Genomic DNA, 24063 nt, shown 5'->3' with positions numbered 1-24063 from the left:
ATGTAGTATATGCCACTCACGGGCCGTTTTCTGACGCCGGCGGCCGGAATTCCACCCGCACCGCCGTGCCGCGCTCCACCTTTTTGCCCGGCGGAACGGACTGTCGCCAGGCGATCCCGCTGCCCACCGGCTCCATGCGCAGTTCCAGGCTCTCCAGCAGCGTGCCCGCCTGCTTGATGGTCATGCCGGAGAGGTCCGGCATGGTAACGTCCCCCTTGGCCTTGCCGGTCGGGGCGGGCTTGAGATCAAGGACGACCGTCGTCCCCTCGGTGACCCGTGCGCCGGCCTGCGGCACCTGTCCGTAGACGACGTCTCCCTGCCCGCGCAGCAGGAAGTTCAAGCCCTCCGCGCGCAGGTCCTTCACCGCCTCGTCGACCGGCAGGTTCACGACCTGCGGCACCGTGACCTCCGCGAGTTCGCGCGGCTCAACGTAGGGCCAGACCCGTTCCGGCTTCGGCAGGCCCTTCTGCTCCGGGACGCCCAGGTAGCGCAGGGCGTCCTGCATTACGGAGCGGAAATACGGTGCCGCCACCTGACTTCCGAAATAGACGCCGCCCTGGGGCTCGCTGACCATTACCAGGGTCACGAGCCGCGGGTCGTCGGCCGGGGCGAACCCGACAAAGGACGAAACGTAACGCCCGCGGACATAGCCGCCCGAGGGGCCCACGACCTGTGCCGTACCGGTCTTGCCGCCGACCCGGTAACCCTCGATGTAGGCGTTGACCCCCGTCCCCTTGAGCACCACGTTCTCCAGGTACTCGCGCAGCTGGCGCGAGGTCTGGTCGGAGACCACCCGGCGGACCTCGCGGGGCTTGAACGACTTAATAACCCGCCCCTGGTTGTCGGTCACCGACTTCACCAGGTACGGTTGCATCAGCCGGCCGCCGTTGACCGCCGCCGAGACGCCGGTGACCAGCTGGATCGGCGTCACGGCCACCGACTGCCCGATCGACATCGTCGCCAGGTTCAGGTTGGTGGCCTTCTTCTCGGGGATCAGGATGCCCTTCGCTTCCCCCGGCAGGCCGAGATTGGTGAACTGGCCGAAACCGAAGGCGCGGAGGTACTTATAGAAGTTCGGGATCCCGATGTTGAGGCCGATGGTCACGAACCCGGGGTTGCAGGAGTTCTGCACGACCTCGGACAGGCTCTGACTTCCGTGTCCCCCGCCCTTCCAACAGTGAATGTTCCGGTCGGCCACCTTGATGTAGCCCGGGTCGTAGAAGCGGTCCTTCTCGCTTACGGCCTTCTCTTCCAGGGCCGACGCCAGGGTGATGATCTTAAAGGTCGAACCGGGCTCGTAGTTGTACCAGATGGCCGGGTTGCGGTCCCAGACCTGCTGCGGGTAATTCCGCCACTGGTTGGGATCGTAGGTCGGGCGGTTGCCCATCCCCAGGATTTCGCCCGTCTGCGGGTCCATGACAATTATAACCGCGCTTGCCGGGTGAAAGGTATCGACAATCTTATCCAGTTCGCGCTCGACAAAGTACTGGATGGTCTCGTCAATCGTCAGGACCAGATTATGGCCTTGTACCGGCGGGAAGTACTTGCGTTCGGCAAGCGGCAGCTCCCGGCCGGCGGCGTCCCGTTCCACGGCGATCCGCCCCGGGATCCCCCGGAGTTCACTGTCGAACGTCTTCTCGATACCGGTGAGGCCCTGGTTGTCGACACCGACAAAGCCCAGGATATGGGCGGCAAGGCTTTCCTTCCCGTACTCGCGCCTGCTCTCCTCCACCAGGCCGATGCCCGGCAGCCGCTCCCGCTTTACTCTTTCCGCCGTCTGGAAATCCACCCGCCGCTTGATGTAGACCGAGGAAGCGCGGGTCTTCAGCAGCTTGGCGATGTCGGCCCGGTCCATCTTCAGAATCGGGGCCAGCCGTGCCGCCGTCCCGTCCTGGTCTTTGACCTGGGCCGGGATGGCATAGATCGAGTCGGCGGAAACGCTGGTCACCAGTTCACGGCCGTTGCGGTCGAAAATCGTCCCGCGTTTCGCCTCCACCGGGATATCCCGCATTCGAATATCAATCGCCTGGCTCCGCAGCTTCTCCCCCTGGAAGAACTGCACGTAGGCCAGGCGGCACGTCAGCAGGAACAGTATGACAAGGGTGGCCCCGAGCAGCCAGGTGGTCCGTCGACGGATGAGGATATTGGTCGCCGGCATACCAGCTCCCCTCCCGGCAAGGCAAAATCATTGCAAAACCGCCCCCAGGCGCCAGCCGGCCCGTTCAGGCTCCAACCGGAGGGCGGTGAAACTTGCGTCTTCCAGAAGGTTTTCAGCCGGCTCGCACCCCGGGCTCAGCCGTTGCCCGCCCCGGCCGTACCCCTCTGACATACGACGCGCAGGAAGGCCTGCCACAGTCCATCCGGTTCCCGCTCCCCGGCGGTGGTGTTCAGCGCCACGCGGGCACCGGGATTGCCGGGTTTCACCTGTTCGGCGGCCTTCTCCCCCTTCGGGGGCTCGTCAACCGGCGGGTTAAGGGCCACGTACATTACGTTGCGCTCCGAGGGGGCCACCATTCCCAGCTTGGTCGTGGCAACCGTCTCTACCCGTTCCAGGGAATCCAGCCGCCCGAGCGCGGCTTCAAGGTTCTGGTTCTCGGCATCCAGGCGGGCGATTTCCTGTTTCAATGTCGTGAGGTTGTACCCCACCTTCACGACCTGCGTACTGTAAAAGCTGACGCCGACCCCCAGGACGAGGGAGACCAGCAGCAGGATCGTCACGGCCCCGCACCAGCGCCGGTCTTCGTTGGGCCGGCGGCGTTCCCGCGGCGGCGGGGCAGCGACGGGCTGTTCCGCATAGGTATAATTTGGCTTTTCCTGCGCCACTATCAAGCCTATTCACCCTCTTTGCCCGTTAGAACAGCGGGCAATTTCTCCGCCACTCGAAGTTTGGCGCTCCTGGCACGTGGATTTTGCGCCACCTCGCCTGCGGACGGGACCAGCGGCCGGCCGGTGACAATCTTCAGCACGGGGTTACGGTGGCACATGCAGACCGGCAAATCCGGCGGGCAGATACAGGTGCGCGCGAAGTCACGGAAACATTCTTTGACGATACGGTCCTCCAGGGAGTGGTAACTCAAGACCACGATACGTCCTCCCGGATTGACTACCTGCACCGCCTGCACCAGGGCCGCGCTCAGGGCGCTAAGTTCGTCGTTCACGGCGATGCGCAGCGCCTGGAAAGTGCGCCGCGCCGGGTGCGGCCCGGTACGCCGCGCCGCGGCGGGGATCGCTTCCTTGACAACCGCGGCCAGCCGCCCCGTGGTCTCGATGCGACCCTTGCCGCGCTCCGCTGCGATCCGCCGCGCGATGCGTTCCGCCCAGCGCTCTTCGCCGTAATCCCGGATGATGCGCGCCAGTTCGGCCTCGGGCAGTTCGTTCACCAGGTCGGCCGCCGTCCGGGGCAGCGAGGGATCCATCCGCATATCGAGCGGGGCGTCCCCGCGGTAACTGAAGCCGCGTTCCGGCTCGTCCACCTGCGGGGAGGAAACGCCCAGGTCGAACAGCACCCCGTCCACCCCGGCCAGTACCTGCTCCCTGACGATCCGCGCCAGTTCGTTAAAGTTGGCCCGTACCAGGCGGACCCGGCCCGCATACGGGGCCAGGCGCCGCCCGGCAGCATCCAGGGCCTTCGGGTCCCGGTCCAGCCCGATCAGGAGCCCCGTACCTTCCAACCGCTCCAGAATGGCCGCCGCGTGCCCGCCCCCGCCCAGGGTGCAGTCCACGTACACGCCTCCCGGCCGGATGTTGAGCGCCTCCAGTACGTCCCCGAGCATTACCGGCATATGGCGAAAGTCCTCCTGCACCACCAGAGACACTCCCCTAACCTTCCCAACCCCCAGGATGGTTTAACACCAGCGTTTCCAGCGCTTCACTGCGTTAAACCCCTCTCTAGAGGTCCAGGTCCAGGTCCACGATCTTCTCCGCGATCTCCTCGTAGGAACCGCCGGCCGCGCTCGAGTAACGGGTCCACTCCTCGCGGTCCCAGATCTCCACGCGGGACGAGACCCCGAGGACCACGACGTCTTTCTCCAGTCCGGCGTACTCGCGCAGGTGGGCCGGTAGCAGGATGCGGCCCTGCTTGTCGATCTCCAGTTCGGCGGCGCCGGAAAAGAAAAGCCGCGCGAAGGCGCGGGCGTCGGCCCGGGCCAGCGGCAGCTTCCGCAGCTTGCCCTCCATGTTCCGCCACTCCTCGGCGGAGAACAGGAACAGGCAGCGGTCCAGCCCCTTGGTGGCCACGGCGGTGTCACCCAGACCGTCGCGCAGCCGGGCCGGGATGAAGAGGCGTCCCTTGGCGTCCATGGTATGCTGATACTCGCCGATGAACACCCCGCACCACCACCCTCAGGATTGGTCCACCACTTTCCCCCACTTTACACCACATAGTCTTCGATGTCCAGCATGGATATCCTTCCCCGTTTTCCGAAAGCGCCAAAAATTTTTTAAAATGGGAAAAAGGTCCCAGGCAAAAAAGGAAACCCCCCGAGAAGCGGCGGGCGATTAGCCGTCCTCGGGGGGCTGAGCGTTTGAAAGGCGTTCCTGTCTACCACCCCAGTTCGCGCAGGATATCGTAAATCTTCCGTTCTTCGTTAACGACCAGGCCCAGGGCGCGGGTGACCATGGCCACGCAAATGATCGACCTGAATTATTTGAACTATAAAGTGATGGTTTTGCGTCGCCGGCTGTTGAAAAGAGCGACATCCTGATAGCCGACCGCACAGAGCAGAGCCGCCGCCTTGTCGAAATCGGCCCCCACCTGGTCGGGGTGGTGAGCGTCGGAACCCAGGACGACGGGGACCTCCTGCTCCAGGCAGAACGCCAGGAAGGCGCGGGCGGGATAGATCTCGCCGACCGGGGCGCGCAGGCCGGCGGTGTTGACCTCGACGGCGACGTTGAAGGCGTTGCAGGTGCAGGCCGTGCCGTGGTAGAGGCCGGTCAGGTCCCCCGCAGCGCGGCAGCCGAACTTCTTGATCAGGTCGGGGTGCGCCAGGATGTCGAAGAGCCCTGAACGGGCGGCCTTCTGGACCAGTTTGAAGTATTCCTGGTAAAGCGCATCGGGGTCGCGCCCCTCGTAGCCGCCCGCCTGGTCCGGGTTGTCGAAGCCCCACCCGTCAATATAATGGACCGCCCCGATGACGTAGTCGAAAGGATGAGCTTCCAGGATGCGGCGCAGTTCTTCCTCGCGCCCCGGGATGTAGTCGGCCTCGATCCCGAGGCGGATGGTCAGGTCGGGGAACTCCCGCCGCACGGAGAAGACCTCTTCCACGTAGGCCGGCAACTCCTCCTCGGCCATCGCCAGCGACGGGTCCCTCTCCTCCCGCGGCAGCCAGTACATATAGATGTGGTCTGCGAACCCGATCTCCGCAAGACCCATTTCCCGGGCGCGCAGGGCGTAATCCCGCACGGAGCCGGCGGCGTGCCCGCAACGCCCGGTATGCAGGTGGTAGTCCGGGGGCAGGCGCAGTGCAGCCAAGGCTATTCCCCTCCCTCGCGGAGCAGGGCCCCGACCTCGTGGGTCAGGCCGTAAATGCGCTCCGCCAGCTCCGGTTCCAGGGCCCCGGTACCGCACGCCGGGGTGATCAGCGCCTGGGCGCGGACCTGTTCCGGGCTCGCCCCCCACTCCGCCAGTTCGCGCCAGTAGCTGCGCAGCCTCGCGGCCAGGGTCGCCCCGGTCTCTCGCCGCGCTTTCTCGGACGTGGGCACGACCCCCCAGGCCAGGATGCCGCCGCGGTCCAGGAAGTCCAGGGTCTCACGCCGGAAAGGCCGTAGAGAGTCAAAGTACTCGTAAGCATCGAAGCTGACCACCGCCGCCCCGGCGTCGTACAGGAGGCTCCAGTCCACCGCCGCACAGGAGTGGATGCCGGGAATGGCCCCGGCGGCGGAGACGGCGGCGGCGATGGCCCCCATGTCTTCGACGATCATCTCCCGGGTCACGGTGATGTAGGTCGACTGGCCATAGATGCTGACCCCGGGCTCATCGACGAAGACCATCGCCCGCCCGGCGTAACGCGCCAGTACGGCGGCCTGCCAACGGGCGCTCATCGCCAGGTTGCGGACGAGCAGGTCGCGCACCTGCTCGTCGTAGTACGCCGGCCGCCCGGCGGCGTCGGTCAACTGGAACCCCGCCGTCAGTGGCCCCACGACCTGTCCCTTTAGGCAGGGCCATCGCTCTTCACTTTCGAGCGCCTGCAGGAAGGCCCAGAAACCGACGGCCGCTTCCCGCGGGATGGCGAAGGTCTCCAGGGCCGCCTCGTCCCCTTCTTCGGCCGCCAGGTAGAGGGCGTAGAAGGCCGCGAGGCGGTCCGGCCAGTCCGGCGCGTCGGTGGGAAAGACAAGCTTCTCCCCCTCCCGGACCAAAAGACCATTGTCCACCAGGGGGGTCAAAAACTGCTGCACAAACCCCTCCTGCGCCCCGCGCCGCGGCAACTGGGGCCAGTGGGGTACATCCAGGTTGGCGGCAATGAGGTAAAGGGCGGGCTCCGGTTCCCGGTAGGGCAGGCTGCCCACTCCTGTCGTCAGGCCGTTGGGTTGCCACATAAGCTTTTCCGTCCTCCACTGTATTGTGCTTGTGATCCCATGGTTTACCTTAGTTTTTGGCTTTTCCCCGCCGATATCCTGCCGCGAAACACAACGAAATAAAAGAGAGGCTGACCCCTTTTGTCAGCCCCTCTTATGAACGCGGATCTTCGTTAACCGGTGGTCGCGACCGGCGTCACGCTGATCAGCTTGCGGTCCCGGCCCTTGCGCTCGAAGCTGACGACCCCGTCGATCTTCGCAAACAGGGTGTCGTCCCCGCCGATGCCTACGTTACGGCCCGGGTGGATCTTCGTCCCCCGCTGCCGGACCAGGATGCTCCCGGCGGTCACGAACTGCCCGTCACCGCGCTTGATGCCCAGCCGCTTGGATTCGGAATCGCGGCCGTTACGCGAGCTGCCTACACCTTTCTTGTGTGCCATTGGACCTCACCTCTCAATCTTCTCGATGACCACCTGCGTCAACGGCTGCCGGTGGCCCTGCTTGCGCCGGTAGTTCTTCTTCGGCTTGTACTTGAAGACGATGATCTTCTTGCCGCGCGCCTGCTTCAGGACCTTGCCCGTGACCCGGGCGCCGTCCACCGTCGGCCGGCCCACCGCCAGTTCCTCACCGTCCCCGCCGATGGCGAGCACGCGGTCGAAAACGACGGTGTCACCGGGCTCGGCGGGCAGTTTCTCCACGAAGAGCCGCAAGCCCTCCTGGACGCGATACTGCTTGCCGCCGGTCTCGATAATGGCGTACACTCTACGCTGACCCCCTTGTATTCGGGACTCGCCGGGCAGGGTGGGCCCGAGAGCGCCGCTTAAACCCGTCCCGTGCGGTTCACGCAAGTTTTATTGTAACACAGCGGCACCGCAACAGGCAATGCCCTTCACGCATGCTGCATCCGCACCGCCGGGTCCGCGGCCACCTTGCCAAGCCCGTGGCAGGTCGGACAGACGGTGAGCAGGGTTTCCGCCAGGCTGGGGTGCACTTTTTTGCGTGTGAGTTCGACGAGTCCGAGCCTGGTGAGGCCCAGGATGTGCGTCCTCCGGCGGTCCTTCTTGATTTCCTCCGCGAAGACTTCCAAGACTTTGGCCCTGTGGCTCTCGTGGGACATATCGATAAAGTCGATGATGATAATGCCCCCCAGGTTGCGCAGCCGGAGCTGGCGGGCGATCTCCACGGCGGCGTCAAGGTTGGTCTTGTAGACCGTGTCCTCCAGGTCGGTACGTCCGGTGTACTTGCCGGTGTTCACATCGATCACGGTCAGGGCCTCGGCCTGGTCGAAGATCAGGTAGCCGCCGCATTTCAGCCAGATGCGGCGCTGCAGCGCCTTTTCAATCTCCTGCGTCACCCCGTAACGGTCCATCAGGTCATCCCGTTCATCCAGGAAGACCCGGCTTATAAGCTTTTTGTCGAACTGGACCACCTCGTTCATCACCCGGGCGTGGTCGGCACGGTTGCTGACCACCAGCCGCTCGACCTCTTCCGTGAAAAGGTCACGGATTACGCGCGGCAACAAGGCACACTCCTGGTACAGGAGGGACGGCGCGGCCGCCTTTTGGGCCCGCGCCTGAATCTCCCGCCAAAGCCGGACCAGGTTGGCCACGTCCTCTTTGAGGGCCTCTTCCGGGGCCCCCTGGGCCGCCGTGCGCACAATGACCCCCATGCCCGGAGGCCGCGCCTCATTAACCACCCGCTTGAAACACTCGCGCTCCGCTTCGTCCTCGATACGGCGCGAAACGCCGACATGGTTCACGGTGGGCATCAGCACCGTATAGCGCCCCGGCAGGTTGACGCGCATCGTCACGCGCGGACCCTTGCTGCCCAGGGGGTCCTTCGCCACCTGGACGACAATTTCCTGGCCCGGGCGCAACAGTTCGCGGATGCCGGCCCGCCGGCCGTTAACCCCCGGGGGCGGGAGCACATCGTTGACGTAGAGGAAGGCGTTGCGTCCCATTCCCACATCGACGAAGGCGGCCTCAATGCCCGGCAGGACGTTGTCGACTTTGCCCTTGAAAATGCTGCCGACCATGCAAAACTCGGTAACCGGCTCGATATATATCTCTACGGGGACCCCGTCTTCCAACAGGGCCACCCTGGTTACACCGTCACAGGTACAGACGACGATCTCTTTCCGGATCATCCCTTCCCCCCTTTCTTCAGCATTCCCATAGCAGGCGGCCGTCACCGGAAAGGAGCGCCGTGCGCCACACCTCGGCCCCCACGAGGTCCAGACCCGCCTCTTCCCGCAGCGCCCGGAGCACCTCGTCGGGGCGGACAGTGCCGCCCCCGCCCGCGGCGAGTTCCATCGTAAGGATCAGCGTTTCGCCGTCCGTCCGGGCCCGCAGGCTGCGGATGCCGGGGCGGATATCCTTCTTTTTTGTTCCTTTCCCGGTTCGGCGGGTAACAAAAACCTCGGCCCGGCCCAGAAACCGCTCAACGGCCGCGCGCAGCCTCTCATCGTCCCACTTTTCTCCGTTGGCGGCCCGCCCGGTAACCCGGTAGTGCGCGCGGCCCAGTTGACCCATGAGAGGGGAGCCGCCGGCCTCCACCGGCCTGGCTCCCAGCACCGTCAGGCCTGCCGGCAACTGCCGGGCGAGCGCCGCCGCCACGTCCGCGGCCGGCGCTTCGCTTTCCAGTTCCAGGTCCACGTACTCCCGCGCCCCGTTCATTCCTACCGGCAACGGCGCCGCGAAGCCCATTTTCGGGTGGGGATTGAAACCTTGCGTGTAAGCCGGGCGCAACCCGGCCCGGCGGCAGGCGCGCTCGAAGGTGCGCATGACGTCGAGGTGGCCCAGGAACCGCGCCGGTCCATCCTGCCGGAAGGCGAGCCTAATGCGCGGCATCGATGGCCACCCTCTGCGGCAGGCGGGGTTCGACTTCCAGGGCCGGGCACAGCCCGCAGCCGGTGCAGCGCCCGGCGCGGCAGTCGGCCGTGGTCTCCCCGGCCAGGGCGCGCTTGTGCTCCAGGGCCAGGAAACGCTTGCCCACCCCGGCGTCAAGATGCCCCCATGGCAGTATATCCTCGTAGGCATACCGGCGGTACGCGTAATCTTCGGGGGCCAGGCCGACGTCGGCGAAAGCCTGCCGCCAGAGGTCGGGGCGGAAATGCTCGCGCCAGCCGTCCAGGCGCGCCCCCAGTTGCCAGGCCCGCTCCAGGGCGGCGCCCAGCCGCCGGTCGCCCCGGGAGAAGACGGCCTCCAGGAAGCTGGCCTCCGGATCATGCCAGTGGAAGACCAGCCCCCGGCCCTTCAGGCGCCGCTTCAGGTAGGCCTGCCTCTCGCGCACCTCGCCCAGGTACAGGAAAGGCTCCCACTGGAAAGGCGTATGCGCCTTCGGCACGAAGGTCGACACGCTGGTGGTGATACTCAGGCGCCCCTTCGGCACGCCGGTCTCATCCCCGACGGCCAGCACCCGGCGGGCCAGGAGGTTGATCCCCTCCACGTCTTCCAGGGTCTCGGTCGGCAAACCGAGCATAAAGTAGAGCTTGATGCGCAGCCAGCCGGCTTCGAAGGCCGCCCTGGCGGTGGCCAGCAAATCCTCCTCGGTCACCTGCTTGTTGATGACGTTGCGCAGGCGCTGCGTCCCCGCCTCGGGGGCGAACGTGAGGCTGGACTTGCGCACCTTCTGGATCAGCCGCGCCAGATCCACGGCGAAGGCGTCGACCCGGGTGGAGGGGAGCGCCAGGCCCACCCTCTCCCCGGCGTAACGTTCGACCAGCTTTTCCACGAGGGGACGGATCGCCGAGTAGTCGGTGGTGGACAGCGAGGCCAGCGAGAGTTCGCCGTACCCCGTATGGCGCAGGATCTCATCCGCCTGTTCAAGGAGCCTTTCCGGATCCCGCTCCCGCACCGGGCGGTAGATCATCCCCGCCTGGCAAAAGCGGCAACCGCGTGAGCAGCCGCGGAAAACCTCCAGCACGGCCCGGTCGTGCACAACAGCCGTCGAGGGCACCAGCGGCCGCGTCGGGTAGGGCACCCGGTCCAGGTCGTCGACCACTCGTTTCACGACCCGCTCCGGGGCCGACTCGTCGGCCGGCGTTATCTCCCGCACCCGCCCCGCGCTGTCGTAGGCCACGCGGTAAAAGGACGGCACATATACCCCCGGGACCTGCGCCAGGGCACGGAGAAGCCCCTGCCGGTCCACCCCCGCGGCACGCGCTTGGCGGCAAACCTCGATCAGCTCACCGAAACCGTCCTCGGCCTCCCCGAGAAAGACGGCGTCGAGGAAGTCGGCCAGGGGCTCGGGGTTGAAGGCGCAGGGGCCCCCGGCGATGACCAGGGGCATCCCCTCCCGCCGGTCGGCGGCCCGCAGCGGAATCCCGCCCAGGTCCAGCATGTTGAGGACGTTGCTGAACGAAAGCTCATACTGCAGGGTGAAGGCCAGGATATCGAAATCTCTCACCGGCCGCCGGGACTCCAAACTGAAGAGAGGTATGCCCTCCTCGCGCATCAATCCCTCCATGTCGGTCCAGGGTGCGAAGACGCGCTCCATCAGCGCGTCCTCACGGCTGTTTACGACGTGGTAGAGAATCTGCAAGCCGAGGTGGGACATGCCCACCTCGTAGACATCCGGAAAGGCGAAGGCCACCTTCACGGCGGCCCGGTCCCAGTCCTTGACCACCGCGTTATATTCCCCGCCCACATAGCGCGCCGGTTTTTCCACTTTGGGCAAGAGGTGTTCAATTTCTAGCATGACGGAAGCTTCCTCCCATGTTATATCCCATGCCCAGTATTCCCACTTACCTATTCTCTGCCTACTCTGGAAAACCTTCTTTTACCGCCCCCAGGGGAAGCCCGGCCCCGTGGCGCATAACGGCGCGGACGACCCGGGTCTCGTCAAGCGTCTCCGCAATCCGCCCCTCTTCGTCCACGAGAAAGACGATATGGTAGCGTTGCGGCACAAAAAGACGCGTCACCCTCCAGGCCGGGGTCTGGGGGCGCGCCACCAGCACCTCTCCCGGCAAAAGCCCTTTTGCTGCCAGCTGCCGCTCCTTGCTGAGCAGGTGCTGGGCGTAGAGGTAGGGTACCTCCACCCGTTCCCGCCGGGCGGCGTAAAAAAGGAAAAGGCCGGTGGCGACGATGTCCAGGCCGCAGTAATGGAGGGCCACCCCGGCGGAGCCCGCCAGGGTCAGGATGACTCCCCACACCTGTCCCCAGGAGGCCGTGCGGTAGGTGGCGTCCGAAAGGCTGGCGCGCCGGGCCAGCATGGCGCGCGCCACCCGTCCCCCGTCCAGGGGCAGCCCCGGTAGCAGGTTGAAGAGGAAAAGGAGGAGGTTCGTCTGGATGAAGAAGGGCCCCAGTTCCTCATGCCAATAGCCGTACCGGCTCAGACCGAGGGCGAGGCCGATGAGGATCAGGTTGCTGACCGGCCCCGCCGCCGCGACCAGCATCTCCCGCGGCGGGTCCAGAGCGAGGGCGCTGTCGATCCGGGCCACGCCGCCGAAGGGCAGGAGTTCGACCTTGCTGACGGTCATCCCCAGCCTCCGGGCGGTCCAGACGTGGGCCAGCTCGTGCAGCAACACGGTGGCGAAGGCCACCATGCCGCGGTCCAGTACCCCGGCGGCGAAGTACACCCCCAGGAGGGCCAGGAACCAGTTGTTGATCTCCAGGGTGATGCCCTGGAAGCGGCCGAGCTTCAAGGGATACATCCTCATTTCAACCTACTATTTAAGAGGGGGCTGGGGGTCTTCTCTGAAGAGGCTTGCGGAGCGTCGGTACCCAGCACTCAGCCTACGCCCTTAGTTACGACGCCACGCCTACCGTAGTTTACTCGTGCACGACATCAGGCTGAGTGCTGGACGACGCGGAGCACTGGAAGCGGAAGGGAAGCACCCCCAACCCCGAACGTCGGTGTTTAGGGCCCGGCGGGGTGCACATCACCTTCCTGGGCGAGGTCGAACTTGGTCAGAGGGTCGACCAGCTTCGAACCTTCCCGGTACTCGAAGTGCAGGCCGGCCTCGCCGACCTCCCCCTCCGCCCCCGCATGGGCCAGGACCTGCCCTGCGGACACCTCTTCGCCCTCCTTGACCTGGATATCCTGTACCTGAGCGTAGAGGGTATAGGTCTCCCCCCCGTGGTTCAGGAGGACGTACGGACCGTAGAGGCGGTCATCCCCCACCTGGGCGACGGTGCCGGCCAGGACCGCCTTCACCGGGGTGCCCTCGGCGCAGGTGATGTCCACCCCGGGGTGAAAGCGCTCCATGCCGTCCAGGGAGTCGATCGTCCAGCCGTAGCCGCGCAGCACCCGCCCGGAGACCGGGAGGGCCGGCAGGTCGGCGGGTTTCATCACCTCGGTCGCGGGCGGGCCGGGGGGTTCCTCCCCTTTGCGGTAAGGTAGGTCTTCCAGGAGCGGCGTGTTGACGCTCACCGTCTGCAGGCCGAAGTCCACCACCCGGCCGAGAACCGGACGGTAATCCCACTCCGTCGTGAGGACGTACGCCAACCGGTCCCTCACCTGGCCCCCCAGGCCCCCCTCTTCCCCGCGCAGGCCCAGGATGATCACGAGCAGCAAGGCGGCCACCCCGACCCGGAAAATCATGCGCCTGCTTCGGCGCCCCGGTCGTCCGGGGGGGGATCCCCCCGGGGGCCAGTCCATCCGCCTCTCAAGTATCGGGCGCAAGGCTTCCACCCCCACATAGCATCCAGTGGTACATGCTATGTGGACGAGCGGCAAATATGACCGGGGGAAAGGCGTCGGGAGAGATCAATCTCGGGGCTGTACCGGGGGGCGCGGATCCGGTCCATGCGGGCGATGACCAGGGCGCCGAACGGCCTGGCCGCCACGCGGCCCACCGCTTCACAAAGGTCGGCGGCGGCCAGCCACCCCGGACCGGCTCCGGGAGGAATGAAGACGGTGCTGCTCCACCGGATGGGTTCCCCCCCGCCGGTACGGCGCAGGAGGCCGGTGATTTCGGGAGGGCTGAAGAAGCGGGCGTGCGCGAAAACCCCGCCCCGTACCCGGGCGGCACGCCGCCGGCGCCAGGCCCAGGGGCTCCAGGAATTGAGGACGGCGACCACCAGCCGTCCTCCCGGGCGGACCAGCCGCCAGAGTTCCTCCACGGCCCGCGCCGGGTCAGGGGTGAATTCCAGGGAGTTAAAGGCGATCACCAGGTCGAACTGTCCCGCGGGCAAAGGAAGGGCCTCAACGTTCCCCCTCTGCAGCGTGACGTTGGCCAGGCCCCGCGTCCTGTCACGCGCCACGTCGAGCATGGCCTCGCTCAGGTCGACTCCCATCAGGGAAAGGCCCAAAGACGCCAGTTCCGCTATAAGCCGTCCCGTGCCGCAGCCGGCGTCGAGCGCCCGTTCGCCGGGGCGCGGCTCGGCCACGGCGAAAAGAAGGCGACGTTCCAGCCGGTCCACCGTCCGCCCAAGCGGTGTCTCGTACCAGGCGTCGTATGTCGGGGCCAGGGGGTCGAAGAGGGCCGTCAAAAGACGATCTTCTGCCGCCGTACCCAGATGCTGAGGAGGATACCCAAGGCGGCCAGGTTCATGATCATGGCGCTCCCCCCGTAGCTGATGAGCGGCAGCGGTATCCCGGTCACCGGCATAATCCCGGCGTTCATCCCGATATTGACCAGGATATGAAAGACCAGCATGGACACGATGCCCGCCGCCAGGAGGGTCCCAAAGGTGTCGCGCGCCTGGGCGGCGATGCGCGCGCCCCGGTAAAGAAGGACGAAATACAGGGTCAGGAGCAGTATCCCGCCGATCAGGCCCAGTTCCTCGGCCAGGACCGAGAAAATGAAGTCGGTATGCTGGATCGGCAGGAAGTTGTACTGGCTTTGGGTGCCCTGGTAGAGGCCCTTCCCCCAGAGGCCGCCCGAACCGATGGCGATCTGGGACTGGATGACGTTGTAGCCGTCCCGGTGCGGGTCCACCCAGGGGTTTAGGAAGATCGTCAGCCGGTTAATCTGGTAGTCTTTGAGGGGGATCCAGATACCGTAGGACAGGTGAGCCCACACCCAGCCGACGGCGGCCGTCACCCCGCCCAGGCCGAGGCCGGCCAGCAGACGGGGGTTGGCCCCGGCCATAAAGAGCATCCCCCAGGTGATGGCCAGGAAGACCAGGGACGTCCCCAGGTCGGGCTGTTTCATAATCAAAAGTATCGGAACCCCGACGTAGGCAAACACGGGCAGCAAGTCGCGCAGGGTCTTTAACTCCCCCTCGCGGTGAGCCAAAAAGTTGGCCAGGGTGATAATGATGATCAGTTTCGCGAACTCGGAAGGCTGGAAGGAGAAGGGCCCCAGCTGGATCCAGCGCTGTGCCCCCAGGGACTCGCGCCCGGCGATGAGCACGGCGGTCAGGAAGACCAGGTTTACGATGTAGAGCAAACGGTGATAGCGCGCCAGGTCCTCGTAATTGAAGAGGAGCATGGTGACCAGCGCCACGCTCCCGAGAAGGATCCAGACCGCCTGCATTCTGACGAGGTGCAGGTTCTGCGGGCCGCCGGGGGCGTGGGTGGCGCTGGAGACGGCGACCAGGCTGAGGGCGACAAGGACCGCCGCCACCAGAAGAAGGGTGTAATCCAGGTTCTTGATGAACCGCCTGCTGCCCAGCATCAGTTTCACCCCGTCCCACCTTTAGATTATAAGGGGTAGAACCTCTCGCGGCAAACAGAAAGCACGGTGACCGTTCACCGTGCCGAAAAGGGCCTGACCTCTACTCAACTGACAGGCCTTTTAAGCCGTTGTCCCCACCACGCGCTTCATCTTCTTCACCGGAATACTGGCCACCAGGGCCACCGACTTCTCGTCGCGTTCCAGATTGACCTCCAGCCCCTCTTCGTCGATTTCCATGTAGTTGGAGATCACCTTGATCATGTCCGCCTTCAGCAACTGCAGGAGCTGGGGCGAAACGTTGGCCCGGTCGTGAACGAGGACGAGCCGCAGTCTTTCCTTGGCAACACTCTTGCTCCCCACCGTATCCCGGCCGAAGAGGCGGGCGATAAACTCCAGCACCATTGTTCCCTCCTTCGCCTCAGCGCAGGCCCATAATCTTCCGCAGCCGCCCCAGGAGGCCGGGATGCTCCTCAAGGTCCATCAGGGGCACCGGTTCGCCCAGGATGCGCATCACGATGTTCTTAAAAGCCCGCCCGGCGCGGGACCGGTCGTCGAGCACCACCGCTTCACCCCGGTTGGTGCTGACGACGATCTGCTCATCATCGGGGATGACGCCGAGGAGATCAATGGCCAGGATATCGATAATATCGTCGATACTCATCATATCCCCACGGGCCACCATTTGGGGCCGCAGGCGGTTGATAATCAGCTTGGGATCGCGCAACTCGGCGGCTTCCAGGAGCCCGATCACCCGGTCGGCGTCCCGGACCGCGGCGACCTCGGGCGTCGTTACGACAATGGCCCTGTCCGCCCCGGCGATCGCACTCCGAAAGCCCTGCTCGATCCCGGCGGGGCTGTCGATGATCACATAATCGAACTGTTCCCGAAGTTCCCGGCAGACCTCTTTCATCTGTTCGGGGTTGACGGCCGACTTGTCCTTGGTTTGGGCCGTAGGGAGCAGGTGCAGGCCTTCGAGCCGCTTGTCCTTGATGATGGCCTGGCGCAGCCGGCAGTTGCCGCTCACGACGTCGGTCAGGTCGTAAACAATGCGGTTCTCGAGCCCCAGTACGACGTCAAGATTGCGCAACCCGGTGTCGGCGTCCACCAGGCAAACTTTATGACCCAGATCGGCAAGCCCGGTGCCGATGTTGGCCGTGGCCGTGGTCTTGCCCACCCCTCCCTTGCCCGAAGTCACGACAATAACTTCGCTCATGGCTTCTAGCTCCTCCCTTTGGCCTTCTAGATTTTACCCTTGCCGCTCCCCGCCCGGCGGGAAGGCCTCGATGGTTACTGTGCCGTCTTTGACGCGCGCGATTTCGGGCCGCTCGGGGCCGCCGAACTCCCCGTCCGGTGAGCGTGCGATATAATCTGCAATGCGCAACTGGGTAGGTTGCAGCCGAAAGGCGACAACCACCGCGTTCGGATCCCCGGTGGCGCCGGCATGGACCATCCCCCGCAGGACACCCATAACGACCACGTTACCCGCCGCCGTAACCTCGGCGCCCGGGTTGACGTCCCCAAGGATGACCACATTGCCGTTAAAGCGCACGCACTGACCCGAACGTAAGGTGCGTTGCATAACGACTGTCCGCGGTTCGTTTACTCCGTCGAATAATTGCAATGCCATCGCCCAATCTACACCTCGCTCTGGTTAATTCAACGAGGCGTACCCAAATCCTGCTAAATTAGCTCTTGGATTTTCCCTGTTATTTTGCCGAATGCGGACAGTCTATGACCCTTATTCCGTCACCGGTACGACAGTCTCCGTCTTAACCGGCAAGCGGAGGTAGGCGGCGATCATGTCCCGCGCCACCAGTCCCGCCGTCGAGCTGCCGTGGCGGCCGTGCTCGACAATGACCGCAACGGCGATATCGGGCTTCTCAAACGGGGCGAAGGCGACGTAGAGGCCGTGCGCCTGGTGCCCGAAGACTTCCGCCGTCCCGGTCTTCCCGGCCGTCGCCACGGGGAAATCCCTGAAGAGGCCGTAGCCGGTGCCGCCCGGCTGGGTGACCATCCGCATACCCTTTAGAATGGCCTGGCGGGCGCCGGGTGAAAGGCCGTCGCGCCCGACTGCCTCCGGCTTGAATTCGCGCACCACGCGGCCATCGGGGGAAACCACTTGCTTCACCAGGTAAGGCTTATAGCGCGTGCCCCCGTTCGCCAGGGTGGCGATGTAGTTGGCCAGTTGAAGAGGGGTGTAAAGGTTGTAGCCCTGACCGATCGACATGTTCAGCGTGTCGTAAGGACGCCATTCCAACTCCCAGGCGTCGCGGTCGTAATCAGCCTGGATGCGCGCCCGCTCACGCTCTTTCTGCCGGGCCAGTTCCCGCTTCGTTTTGTCATCCGGCGCCATGGCGGTCAGCGCTTCGTACTTTTCGTCGAGAGCCGCGAACTGCGGCTTGTACTTCCTGTCCAGGAGGGCCTGGTAGAGTTCCTTCTTGTAGGCGGGGGTCGGGACCACGCCCTTCGCCTCGCCGGGGAGCCCCAGGCCGGTTCTTTCGCCCAGGCCGAAACGCTTGGCCCAGTCGGAAATGGCCTCGTTTCCGACCATCCGGCCGACCGTCCAGAAGTAGGTGTCGCAGGAAACCTGGATCGCCCTGGCCAGGTTGACCCGCCCGTGCCCGGTGCTCACCCAGTCGGTATACCTGCGGCCCAGGACGAAGTAGCCCGGGTCGTAGATGGTGTAATCAGGGTGAACCTTTCCGCTTTCCAGGGCCGCCGCGGCCACGACCATCTTGAAGGTCGAACCCGGGGGATAGGCGCTCTGGATGGCACGGTTGAGGAAAAGGCGGTCGGGTGAATTGATGATCTGCTCGGCGACCTGCGGCGACAACTCCCCGGCGAACATGCCGGGGTTGAAAGCCGGGTAGCTCGCCATCGCCAGTATATCCCCGGTCCGCACGTTGATCGCCACCGCCGCTCCGGCGCGGCATTCCTTGTTACCCATCTTCTGTTCCTGGGCGATGACACGCGCCAGAGCCTCCTCGGCCGCCTTCTGGGTCTCGAAGTCGATGGTCAGGACCAGGTTGTCGCCCGGCACCGGGTTCTTGATGCCCAGGCTTCGCACCGGGTTCGCGTAGGCGTCGACCTCAAGCTGGTAAGCGCCCGGCTCCCCGCGCAACTCGCTTTCAAAGGCGTTTTCCAGCCCCGCCTGCCCGAACATGTCACCAAGACGGTAGCCGCGGTCACGGTACTTGGCCAGCTGTTCGGAGGAGATTTCCCGAATGTAACCGAGGACGTGCGCCAGGAGGTTCCCGTAGGGATAGTCCCGCATCGGCGTGGTGTCGATGACGACACCCTTGAGTTCCATGCGTTCCTCCTCGATACGGGTCACGACATCCAGGGGAACGTCCTTGGCCACCCGCACGGGCTCGAAGCGCCGCAGGGCCCCCTCGTCCACCAGGCGGGTGATCTCGACACGGTCCTTGCCAAGGATGACCGACAGGCGGTCAATTACCCTATTTAGTTCCTCGTCGCTCAAACCGACATTGATCAGGGACACGCTGTACAGGGGGCGGTTGCCGACCAGTTTTTTCCCGTTGCGGTCAAAAATCTCGCCCCGCGGGGCAGGAATGGTGATCAGGCGCATGCTGTTTTCCCGCGCCAGGGTGCGGTAGTGCTCCGTCTCGTAGATCTGCAGGTAGGCCAGGCGGCCCAGCAGAACGAGAAACAGTACGGCGATGAAGGCGATCAAGACATTGCTCTTGCGCTGGAGATGCTTCCGCTTGTCCACGTTCTCCTACCTCGCATTGGCCTCTAATTCATGCCGGGGCGGTCAAAGAAGCCGCGCAGGCCCAGGCGCTGGTAACCCCGGTAAAAGAGCAGGGCCACCGCCCCGTTGTAAACCCCGATCGGGAAGATGAGGTTCAAAAGAGCGGCCTCGGGGGGGATGCTGACCCCCAAAGCAAGGAGCAGAAGGTAGTTAAGGCCCTCGGCCCCCCAGGAAACAAGCATGGTGAGCCCCGCCACGAGTACCGTGCTCTCCCGGTAAACCCGCGTGGAAAGCAGGCCCACCAGGTACCCGGCCACGGCCCGGCTCAAACCGTTCATCCCGAGGTAAAAACCGGACAGCACGTCCTCGGCCAGGCCGCCCAGTAAACCTAAAAAGGCCCCCTCCCGGGGGCCCCGCAGGATGGCGTGGAAGACGACCAGGACCATAACCAGGTCGGGCTTCATACCGGCCACGCGTACGAACTCGAGAGCCGTGGACTGCAACAAGAGGGCCAGTCCCAGCAGCCCCAGCAGCAGGAAGGTTTGCAAACTCCTATCCCCTTACTCCGGGCAGCTCGATGACCACAAGGACTTCTTCCAGGTGCTCAAAGTCCACCGCCGGCACCAGGTCCGCGGTTTTCGTCAGACCGGACGGCTCCCGCTCAACGGCGGCAATGCGCCCGATGGGGATACCCTTCGGGAAGAGCCCGCCCAGGCCCGAGGTCACCACCATCTGTCCCTTCTCAATATCGGCATCCTTGCTCAGGTATGACATCCGCAGGGCCGACGTCCCCTGGAAGACGCCTTTAACCACTCCGGGCGTCCGCGTCTCCTGCACCAGCCCCCCCACGCCGCTGCGCGGGTCGGTGATCAGGAGAACGTCGGTGGTGTGCTGGCCGACGACATAGGCGCGGCCGACCAGCCCCGCCGGCAGTACCACCGGCATATCGCGGCGCACCCCGTCCGCCGCCCCCCGGTTAACACGGATCATGGCGAACCAGTTTCCCGGGTCCCGGCCGATCACGCGCGCCGGTAGCATGCGGCCGGCGGCGTCCCTTTCTTCGATCCGGTAAGCCAGGAGCCCGCGCAGACGGGCGTTTTCCTGTTCCACCTCGTGCAGGCGGTTGATCTCGGCTTCCAGTTCATCGATTTTGGCCTTGAGAGCCTCGATCTCGCCAGCGTGGCCAAAAGAAAAGACCGTCCGCAGAGCCTTCGCCATCCCGTTACCGGCGGCGGTCACCCAGCCCTGTATCGGAGCGACGACGTCCTTAAATGTCCCGCCGAGCGGGATACGGGCCGTTTCTTCCGGCGCGGTGACGTACATGCTTCCGACCAGGCAGGCCACCAGGACTCCCGCGGCCAGGGCCTTCTTAAGCCAGGCAAGGCGCACTACATCACCTTCTTAGGCTGGATGAGCACCCTCTTCAGAATGTCGATGTTCTCCAGGACCCGCCCCGCCCCGTGGGCGACGGCCAGCAGGGGCTCGTCCGCCAGGTGGACGGGCATGTGCGTCTCCTCGCTGACCAGGCGGTCCAGACCGCGCAGCAGGGCCCCGCCGCCGGCCATGACAATGCCGCGGTCCATGATGTCCGAGGCCAGTTCCGGCGGCGTACGCTCCAGGGTCTGCCGGATGGCGTCCAGAATGGCGGCCACCGGCTCTGAAAGAGCGCGGTAGATCTCTTCAGACGTCACCGTAACCGTCTTCGGCAGGCCGGTAACCAGGTCCCTCCCGCGGACGTCCTCTGTGTCGTTGACATCCGGCGGGTAGGCCGTGCCGATTTTGATCTTGATCTCTTCGGCGGTTCTCTCGCCGATCATCAGGTTGTAGCTGCGCTTGATGTGCTGGATGATGGCCTCATCCATCTCGTCGCCGGCGACGCGGATCGAACGGCTGGTCACGATCCCCCCGAGGGAGATCACGGCGACCTCCGTCGTCCCGCCGCCCACGTCGACGATCATGTTCCCCGTCGGCTCGTGGACCGGCAGTCCGGCCCCGATAGCGGCGGCCATCGGCTCTTCGATCAGATAGGCCTCGCGCGCCCCGGCCTGCAGGGCGGCCTCGCGGACGGCGCGTTCCTCGACGGCCGTCACCCCGGAAGGCACGCCGATCACGACCCGCGGCTTGATAAGGAAGGTTTTCCCGCGCAGCGCCTTGCTGATGAAATACTTGATCATGCTCTGCGTGGTGTCAAAATCGGCGATCACGCCGTCCTTCATCGGTCTGATGGCCACAATGTTCCCCGGCGTACGGCCGATCATCTGCTTGGCTTCCTCGCCCACGGCCAGTACCTGCCCGGTATCTTTCTGGATGGCGACCACCGACGGCTCGCGCATGACGATCCCTTTTCCCCGCACGTAAACCAGGGTGTTGGCGGTCCCCAGGTCAATACCCATGTCTCTGGAGAAAATACCCATTCGCAACTGACGGCTCCTTTCCAAGGCCTTCGCCCGGCAGAGTTAGAGGTGGCCTTCCGCCTTCAGGCTTGTATATCTATTATCCCCGATGATCAGATGATCCAGGATGGAGATGCCCATCACATCCCCCGCCGCAGCCAGCCTTTTGGTCAACTCCAGGTCCTGCCGGCTGGGTGTTGGATCACCGCTTGGGTGGTTGTGGACCAGGATCAGGGCTGCGGCACTCCGCCGGACGGCGCATTTAAACACTTCCCGCGGGTGTACCGTGGTGGTGTTCAACGTCCCCACCGCCACCCGCTCCACGGCCAGCACCTGGTTCTTGGTGTTCAGAACCAGCGCCGCGAAGTGCTCGCGGTCCAGGTGCCGGAACTCCTCCATCACCACCGCCGCCGCGTCGTCCGGGGTACGTACCACCGGCCGTGCCGCCTGCCGGGATGCGGCCAGCCGTCGCGCCAGCTCAAGCGCCGCCTTTACCTGGGCGGCCTTGGCGGGCCCCATTCCCCTGACCGCGGCCAGTTCATCCAGGCCGGCGGCGAGGAGCCCCCGCAGTCCCTCGAAGCGGGCCAGCAATTCCCCCGCCAGGTCCAGGGCACTGACCTGACTGGTGCCGGTACGGAGAAGGATGGCCAGGAGTTCCGCTTCCGAGAGCGCTTCCGCCCCATGCCGCTGCAGGCGTTCCCGGGGCCGGAGTTCCTCCGGCAGGTCCTTCATCGTCAGACGGTAACTAACGGACAGACGACCCGCCTCCTCATCCCATCGTCAGTCGTCGGTCGTCGTCATCAGGACGTCTCCATGGTATCGCATTTTGCGGCAAGGGTCTAGCCGGGCTCTTTTACCCGCGCCGCCCGGGCCAAAAGGTCACAGCCGAAGACCCGCAAAAGCTCGGTCAGACGCCCCAGAGGCAGGCCGACAACATTGGTGTAACAACCCTCGATCCCGGCAACGAGGAAGGCGCCGATCCCCTGGATACCATACGCCCCCGCCTTATCCAGCGGCTCCCCTGTGGCAACGTAGGCGGCGATCTCGGCCTCCGTCAGGGACCTGAAGCGCACGACGGTCCGTTCGTGGTCCACCACCGCCCGGCCGCTGCCGGCCTCGACAACGGCCACCCCTGTATACACCTCGTGGCTCGCCCCCTCGAGGTCCCGGAGCATGGCCGCCGCCTCCCGGGCGTCGGCGGGTTTGCCCAGGATGCGGCCCCCCAGGACGACGACGGTGTCGGCGCCGATCACGAGACCGCAGTCCAGGCGCCCCGCCACGGCGCGCGCCTTTCGAAGCGCCAGGGCCTCCACCTGCGGGGCGGGAGCGCCCCCTGCGTCAATGGACTCGTCCACGTCACAGGCGAACACGGTAAAGTCCAGGCCCAGGCCCTTTAGAAGCTCCCTCCTCCTAGGGGAAGAGGAAGCCAGGATCAGCGGAGAAAAGAGAACCGGTTTACGCTCTGGCATAAATGAAGTAGCCCAGGACGAACCCCAGCAGCGTCAGGGGCCCGACCGAAACGGAAAAGCCGAAGGTGATGGTCATAAAGTGGAGGTCCAGGACCCCCGGCCGCAGGCCGATGCTTGTCCCGGCCTTCAGTATGGGGAGAGTGGGTCCCAGGATCTGTCCCAGGAGGCTGCCCGCCAGCCCCCCCAGGATGAGGAGAATGATCAACACCCAGACGCTCTTGGGCCCCCGTGACGCTCCTTTCATTCTGCGAAAACCCCCGAATAAACGGCAGTTTGTACCCCTTCAGTGTAGCATTCGGGGAAAGCCTTTGACAAGCTCCCTGTTAGGCCAACCGCCCCGTGGTCACCGCGGCCACGAAGAGCCCGTAGAATAAAGCTCCCGTTCCGATCAGGAGCCAACCGTTGAGGTAACCCCGCCGCCCGATGAACCAGTAGGCCAGGAACGCCGAGATGACAGCCAGGCCGGCGCTGGCCATGGCGGCCGGGGTCAGTTCCCAGTTGGTGAAGGCGATCCCGACACACGGGACGATGGAGCCCTGAAAGACCATCGCTCCCGTGATGTTGCCCAGGGCCAGGGTATCCTTCCGCTCGCGGATCCAGATCACGCTGTTGCACAGCTCCGGCAACTCCGTCGCCACGGGCGCCACGAGCATGGAAAAGACGAGCGGCGCCACCCCGAAGCCGGACGCCATGTCGGCCACGCTGTTGACGAAAACCTTGGCCCCCCCCATAACGATGAGAAAGGCGGCGATCACCTGCCCCAGGATCAGCCAGAGGGGGGGGACGGCCAGGCGCGGTGCGACGAGAAGAGGGCCCGGGCCCTCCCCGTTCCCCCCTTCCCCTACCGGCTCCCCCTGGGTCAGGGCGCGCGCGAGGAACATCACATAGGCTCCGAGCAGGGCGTACACGACGTAGGTGCGGGTGCCCCCGGGAAGAAAAGCCGACCCGATCGCCAGCAGGTAGGTCCCGAGGAAAAACCCCAGGTCCCGCCGCGTCAGCGCCGGCTGCGGTGTCAGCCGGCCCCCGCGGCCGCGGCGGAACAGGATCACCGCCGACAGGCCGGCCAGAATGAAGCCCATGGTGCTGAGCATAAAGGGCGCGCCGAGGATGGCCCCCACCCCTACCTCCTGCGCCGCGTCCTCCCCCCGGCCGAGGACGATGGCCACCACCGGGATCATCGTCTCGGGCAGGGCGGTTCCAATGGCGGCCAGTACGCTCCCGACGGCTCCCCGCGCCAGGCCGAGGCGCAGGCCGAGCCACTCCACTCCGTTGGTGAAAAAACGCGCCCCCAGCAGAATAACCGCCAGGGCCGCGGGCAGCATTAGAAAAGCCACAGCATCCTCTCCCCCGGGGTCCGGTAAAGGCGCCGCCCCGCCGGCGCCGGCCCCGACATGCAAAGCTTATGAGACCCCC

General features: G+C 65.2%; 26 protein-coding genes. All 26 read right to left on the bottom strand.

The window, feature by feature from the left end:
- Positions 1-16: 16 nt before the first annotated feature.
- Positions 17-2158: a stage V sporulation protein D gene (locus QMC81_03190; protein ID MDI6906484.1), complete on the bottom strand. Its 2142-nt coding sequence runs from the start codon at positions 2156-2158 to the stop codon at positions 17-19.
- A 134-nt stretch (positions 2159-2292) separates the two neighbouring features.
- Positions 2293-2823, bottom strand: a complete 531-nt coding sequence (locus tag QMC81_03185) for a cell division protein FtsL (protein ID MDI6906483.1) — start codon at positions 2821-2823, stop codon at positions 2293-2295.
- Between the two features lie 8 nt (positions 2824-2831).
- Positions 2832-3806: a 16S rRNA (cytosine(1402)-N(4))-methyltransferase RsmH gene (gene rsmH, locus QMC81_03180; GenBank protein MDI6906482.1), complete on the bottom strand. Its 975-nt coding sequence runs from the start codon at positions 3804-3806 to the stop codon at positions 2832-2834.
- 82 nt (positions 3807-3888) lie between these two features.
- Positions 3889-4326, bottom strand: coding sequence for a division/cell wall cluster transcriptional repressor MraZ (gene mraZ / locus QMC81_03175; protein MDI6906481.1), 438 nt, complete (start codon positions 4324-4326; stop codon positions 3889-3891).
- Between the two features lie 325 nt (positions 4327-4651).
- Positions 4652-5470, bottom strand: a complete 819-nt coding sequence (locus tag QMC81_03170) for a histidinol-phosphatase HisJ family protein (protein ID MDI6906480.1) — start codon at positions 5468-5470, stop codon at positions 4652-4654.
- Between the two features lie 2 nt (positions 5471-5472).
- Positions 5473-6534 (bottom strand): hypothetical protein, encoded by a 1062-nt coding sequence (locus tag QMC81_03165; protein ID MDI6906479.1) that lies wholly within the window; start codon positions 6532-6534, stop codon positions 5473-5475.
- A 152-nt stretch (positions 6535-6686) separates the two neighbouring features.
- Positions 6687-6953 carry a 50S ribosomal protein L27 gene (gene rpmA / locus QMC81_03160; GenBank protein MDI6906478.1) on the bottom strand — a complete coding sequence of 89 codons (267 nt, stop codon included), beginning with the start codon at positions 6951-6953 and terminating at the stop codon, positions 6687-6689.
- Between the two features lie 6 nt (positions 6954-6959).
- Positions 6960-7274, bottom strand: coding sequence for a 50S ribosomal protein L21 (rplU, locus tag QMC81_03155; protein MDI6906477.1), 315 nt, complete (start codon positions 7272-7274; stop codon positions 6960-6962).
- 128 nt (positions 7275-7402) lie between these two features.
- Positions 7403-8659: an Rne/Rng family ribonuclease gene (locus tag QMC81_03150; GenBank protein MDI6906476.1), complete on the bottom strand. Its 1257-nt coding sequence runs from the start codon at positions 8657-8659 to the stop codon at positions 7403-7405.
- 16 nt (positions 8660-8675) lie between these two features.
- Complete coding sequence (locus QMC81_03145) at positions 8676-9362, bottom strand: TIGR03936 family radical SAM-associated protein (GenBank protein MDI6906475.1); 687 nt, start codon at positions 9360-9362, stop codon at positions 8676-8678.
- Positions 9349-11211 (bottom strand): TIGR03960 family B12-binding radical SAM protein, encoded by a 1863-nt coding sequence (locus tag QMC81_03140; GenBank protein MDI6906474.1) that lies wholly within the window; start codon positions 11209-11211, stop codon positions 9349-9351. Before QMC81_03140 ends, QMC81_03145 begins: the two co-directional genes overlap by 14 nt.
- A gap of 61 nt (positions 11212-11272) precedes the next feature.
- Positions 11273-12157, bottom strand: coding sequence for a site-2 protease family protein (locus tag QMC81_03135; GenBank protein MDI6906473.1), 885 nt, complete (start codon positions 12155-12157; stop codon positions 11273-11275).
- Between the two features lie 215 nt (positions 12158-12372).
- Positions 12373-13056, bottom strand: coding sequence for a M23 family metallopeptidase (locus QMC81_03130; protein MDI6906472.1), 684 nt, complete (start codon positions 13054-13056; stop codon positions 12373-12375).
- A gap of 116 nt (positions 13057-13172) precedes the next feature.
- Positions 13173-13946 (bottom strand): class I SAM-dependent methyltransferase, encoded by a 774-nt coding sequence (locus QMC81_03125; protein ID MDI6906471.1) that lies wholly within the window; start codon positions 13944-13946, stop codon positions 13173-13175.
- A complete protein-coding gene (gene rodA / locus QMC81_03120; GenBank protein MDI6906470.1) occupies positions 13943-15076 on the bottom strand; it encodes a rod shape-determining protein RodA in 1134 nt (377 codons plus the stop codon). Before rodA ends, QMC81_03125 begins: the two co-directional genes overlap by 4 nt.
- Before the next feature lie 120 nt (positions 15077-15196).
- Positions 15197-15478, bottom strand: a complete 282-nt coding sequence (gene minE / locus QMC81_03115) for a cell division topological specificity factor MinE (GenBank protein MDI6906469.1) — start codon at positions 15476-15478, stop codon at positions 15197-15199.
- 16 nt (positions 15479-15494) lie between these two features.
- Entirely contained in the window at positions 15495-16289 is a 795-nt protein-coding gene (gene minD / locus QMC81_03110) for a septum site-determining protein MinD (protein MDI6906468.1), read from the bottom strand.
- Between the two features lie 33 nt (positions 16290-16322).
- Positions 16323-16703: a septum site-determining protein MinC gene (minC, locus tag QMC81_03105; GenBank protein MDI6906467.1), complete on the bottom strand. Its 381-nt coding sequence runs from the start codon at positions 16701-16703 to the stop codon at positions 16323-16325.
- Between the two features lie 111 nt (positions 16704-16814).
- Positions 16815-18809 (bottom strand): penicillin-binding protein 2, encoded by a 1995-nt coding sequence (gene mrdA, locus QMC81_03100; GenBank protein MDI6906466.1) that lies wholly within the window; start codon positions 18807-18809, stop codon positions 16815-16817.
- A gap of 23 nt (positions 18810-18832) precedes the next feature.
- Positions 18833-19336: a rod shape-determining protein MreD gene (gene mreD, locus QMC81_03095; GenBank protein ID MDI6906465.1), complete on the bottom strand. Its 504-nt coding sequence runs from the start codon at positions 19334-19336 to the stop codon at positions 18833-18835.
- Between the two features lie 4 nt (positions 19337-19340).
- The gene (mreC, locus tag QMC81_03090) at positions 19341-20177 is read right to left on the bottom strand and encodes a rod shape-determining protein MreC (protein MDI6906464.1); all 837 of its coding nucleotides are present in this window, start codon (positions 20175-20177) and stop codon (positions 19341-19343) included.
- Complete coding sequence (locus QMC81_03085; protein MDI6906463.1) at positions 20177-21202, bottom strand: rod shape-determining protein; 1026 nt, start codon at positions 21200-21202, stop codon at positions 20177-20179. The genes mreC and QMC81_03085 overlap by 1 nt, the downstream gene beginning before the upstream one ends.
- Before the next feature lie 42 nt (positions 21203-21244).
- Positions 21245-21913 carry a DNA repair protein RadC gene (gene radC / locus QMC81_03080; GenBank protein ID MDI6906462.1) on the bottom strand — a complete coding sequence of 223 codons (669 nt, stop codon included), beginning with the start codon at positions 21911-21913 and terminating at the stop codon, positions 21245-21247.
- Between the two features lie 107 nt (positions 21914-22020).
- Entirely contained in the window at positions 22021-22650 is a 630-nt protein-coding gene (locus QMC81_03075) for a Maf family protein (protein ID MDI6906461.1), read from the bottom strand.
- Positions 22637-22894: a DUF4321 domain-containing protein gene (locus QMC81_03070; protein MDI6906460.1), complete on the bottom strand. Its 258-nt coding sequence runs from the start codon at positions 22892-22894 to the stop codon at positions 22637-22639. The genes QMC81_03075 and QMC81_03070 overlap by 14 nt, the downstream gene beginning before the upstream one ends.
- 79 nt (positions 22895-22973) lie before the next feature.
- On the bottom strand, positions 22974-23984 hold the full coding sequence (locus tag QMC81_03065; GenBank protein MDI6906459.1) for a sodium:calcium antiporter: 1011 nt from the start codon (positions 23982-23984) through the stop codon (positions 22974-22976).
- Positions 23985-24063: the final 79 nt, after the last annotated feature.

It is taken from the genome of Thermoanaerobacterales bacterium (genome assembly GCA_030019475.1).
Classification (GTDB): domain Bacteria; phylum Bacillota; class Desulfotomaculia; order Desulfotomaculales; family JASEER01; genus JASEER01.
The sequence above is the reverse complement of the archived record's forward strand: the minus strand, read 5'-3'. Positions and strand labels throughout refer to the sequence as shown.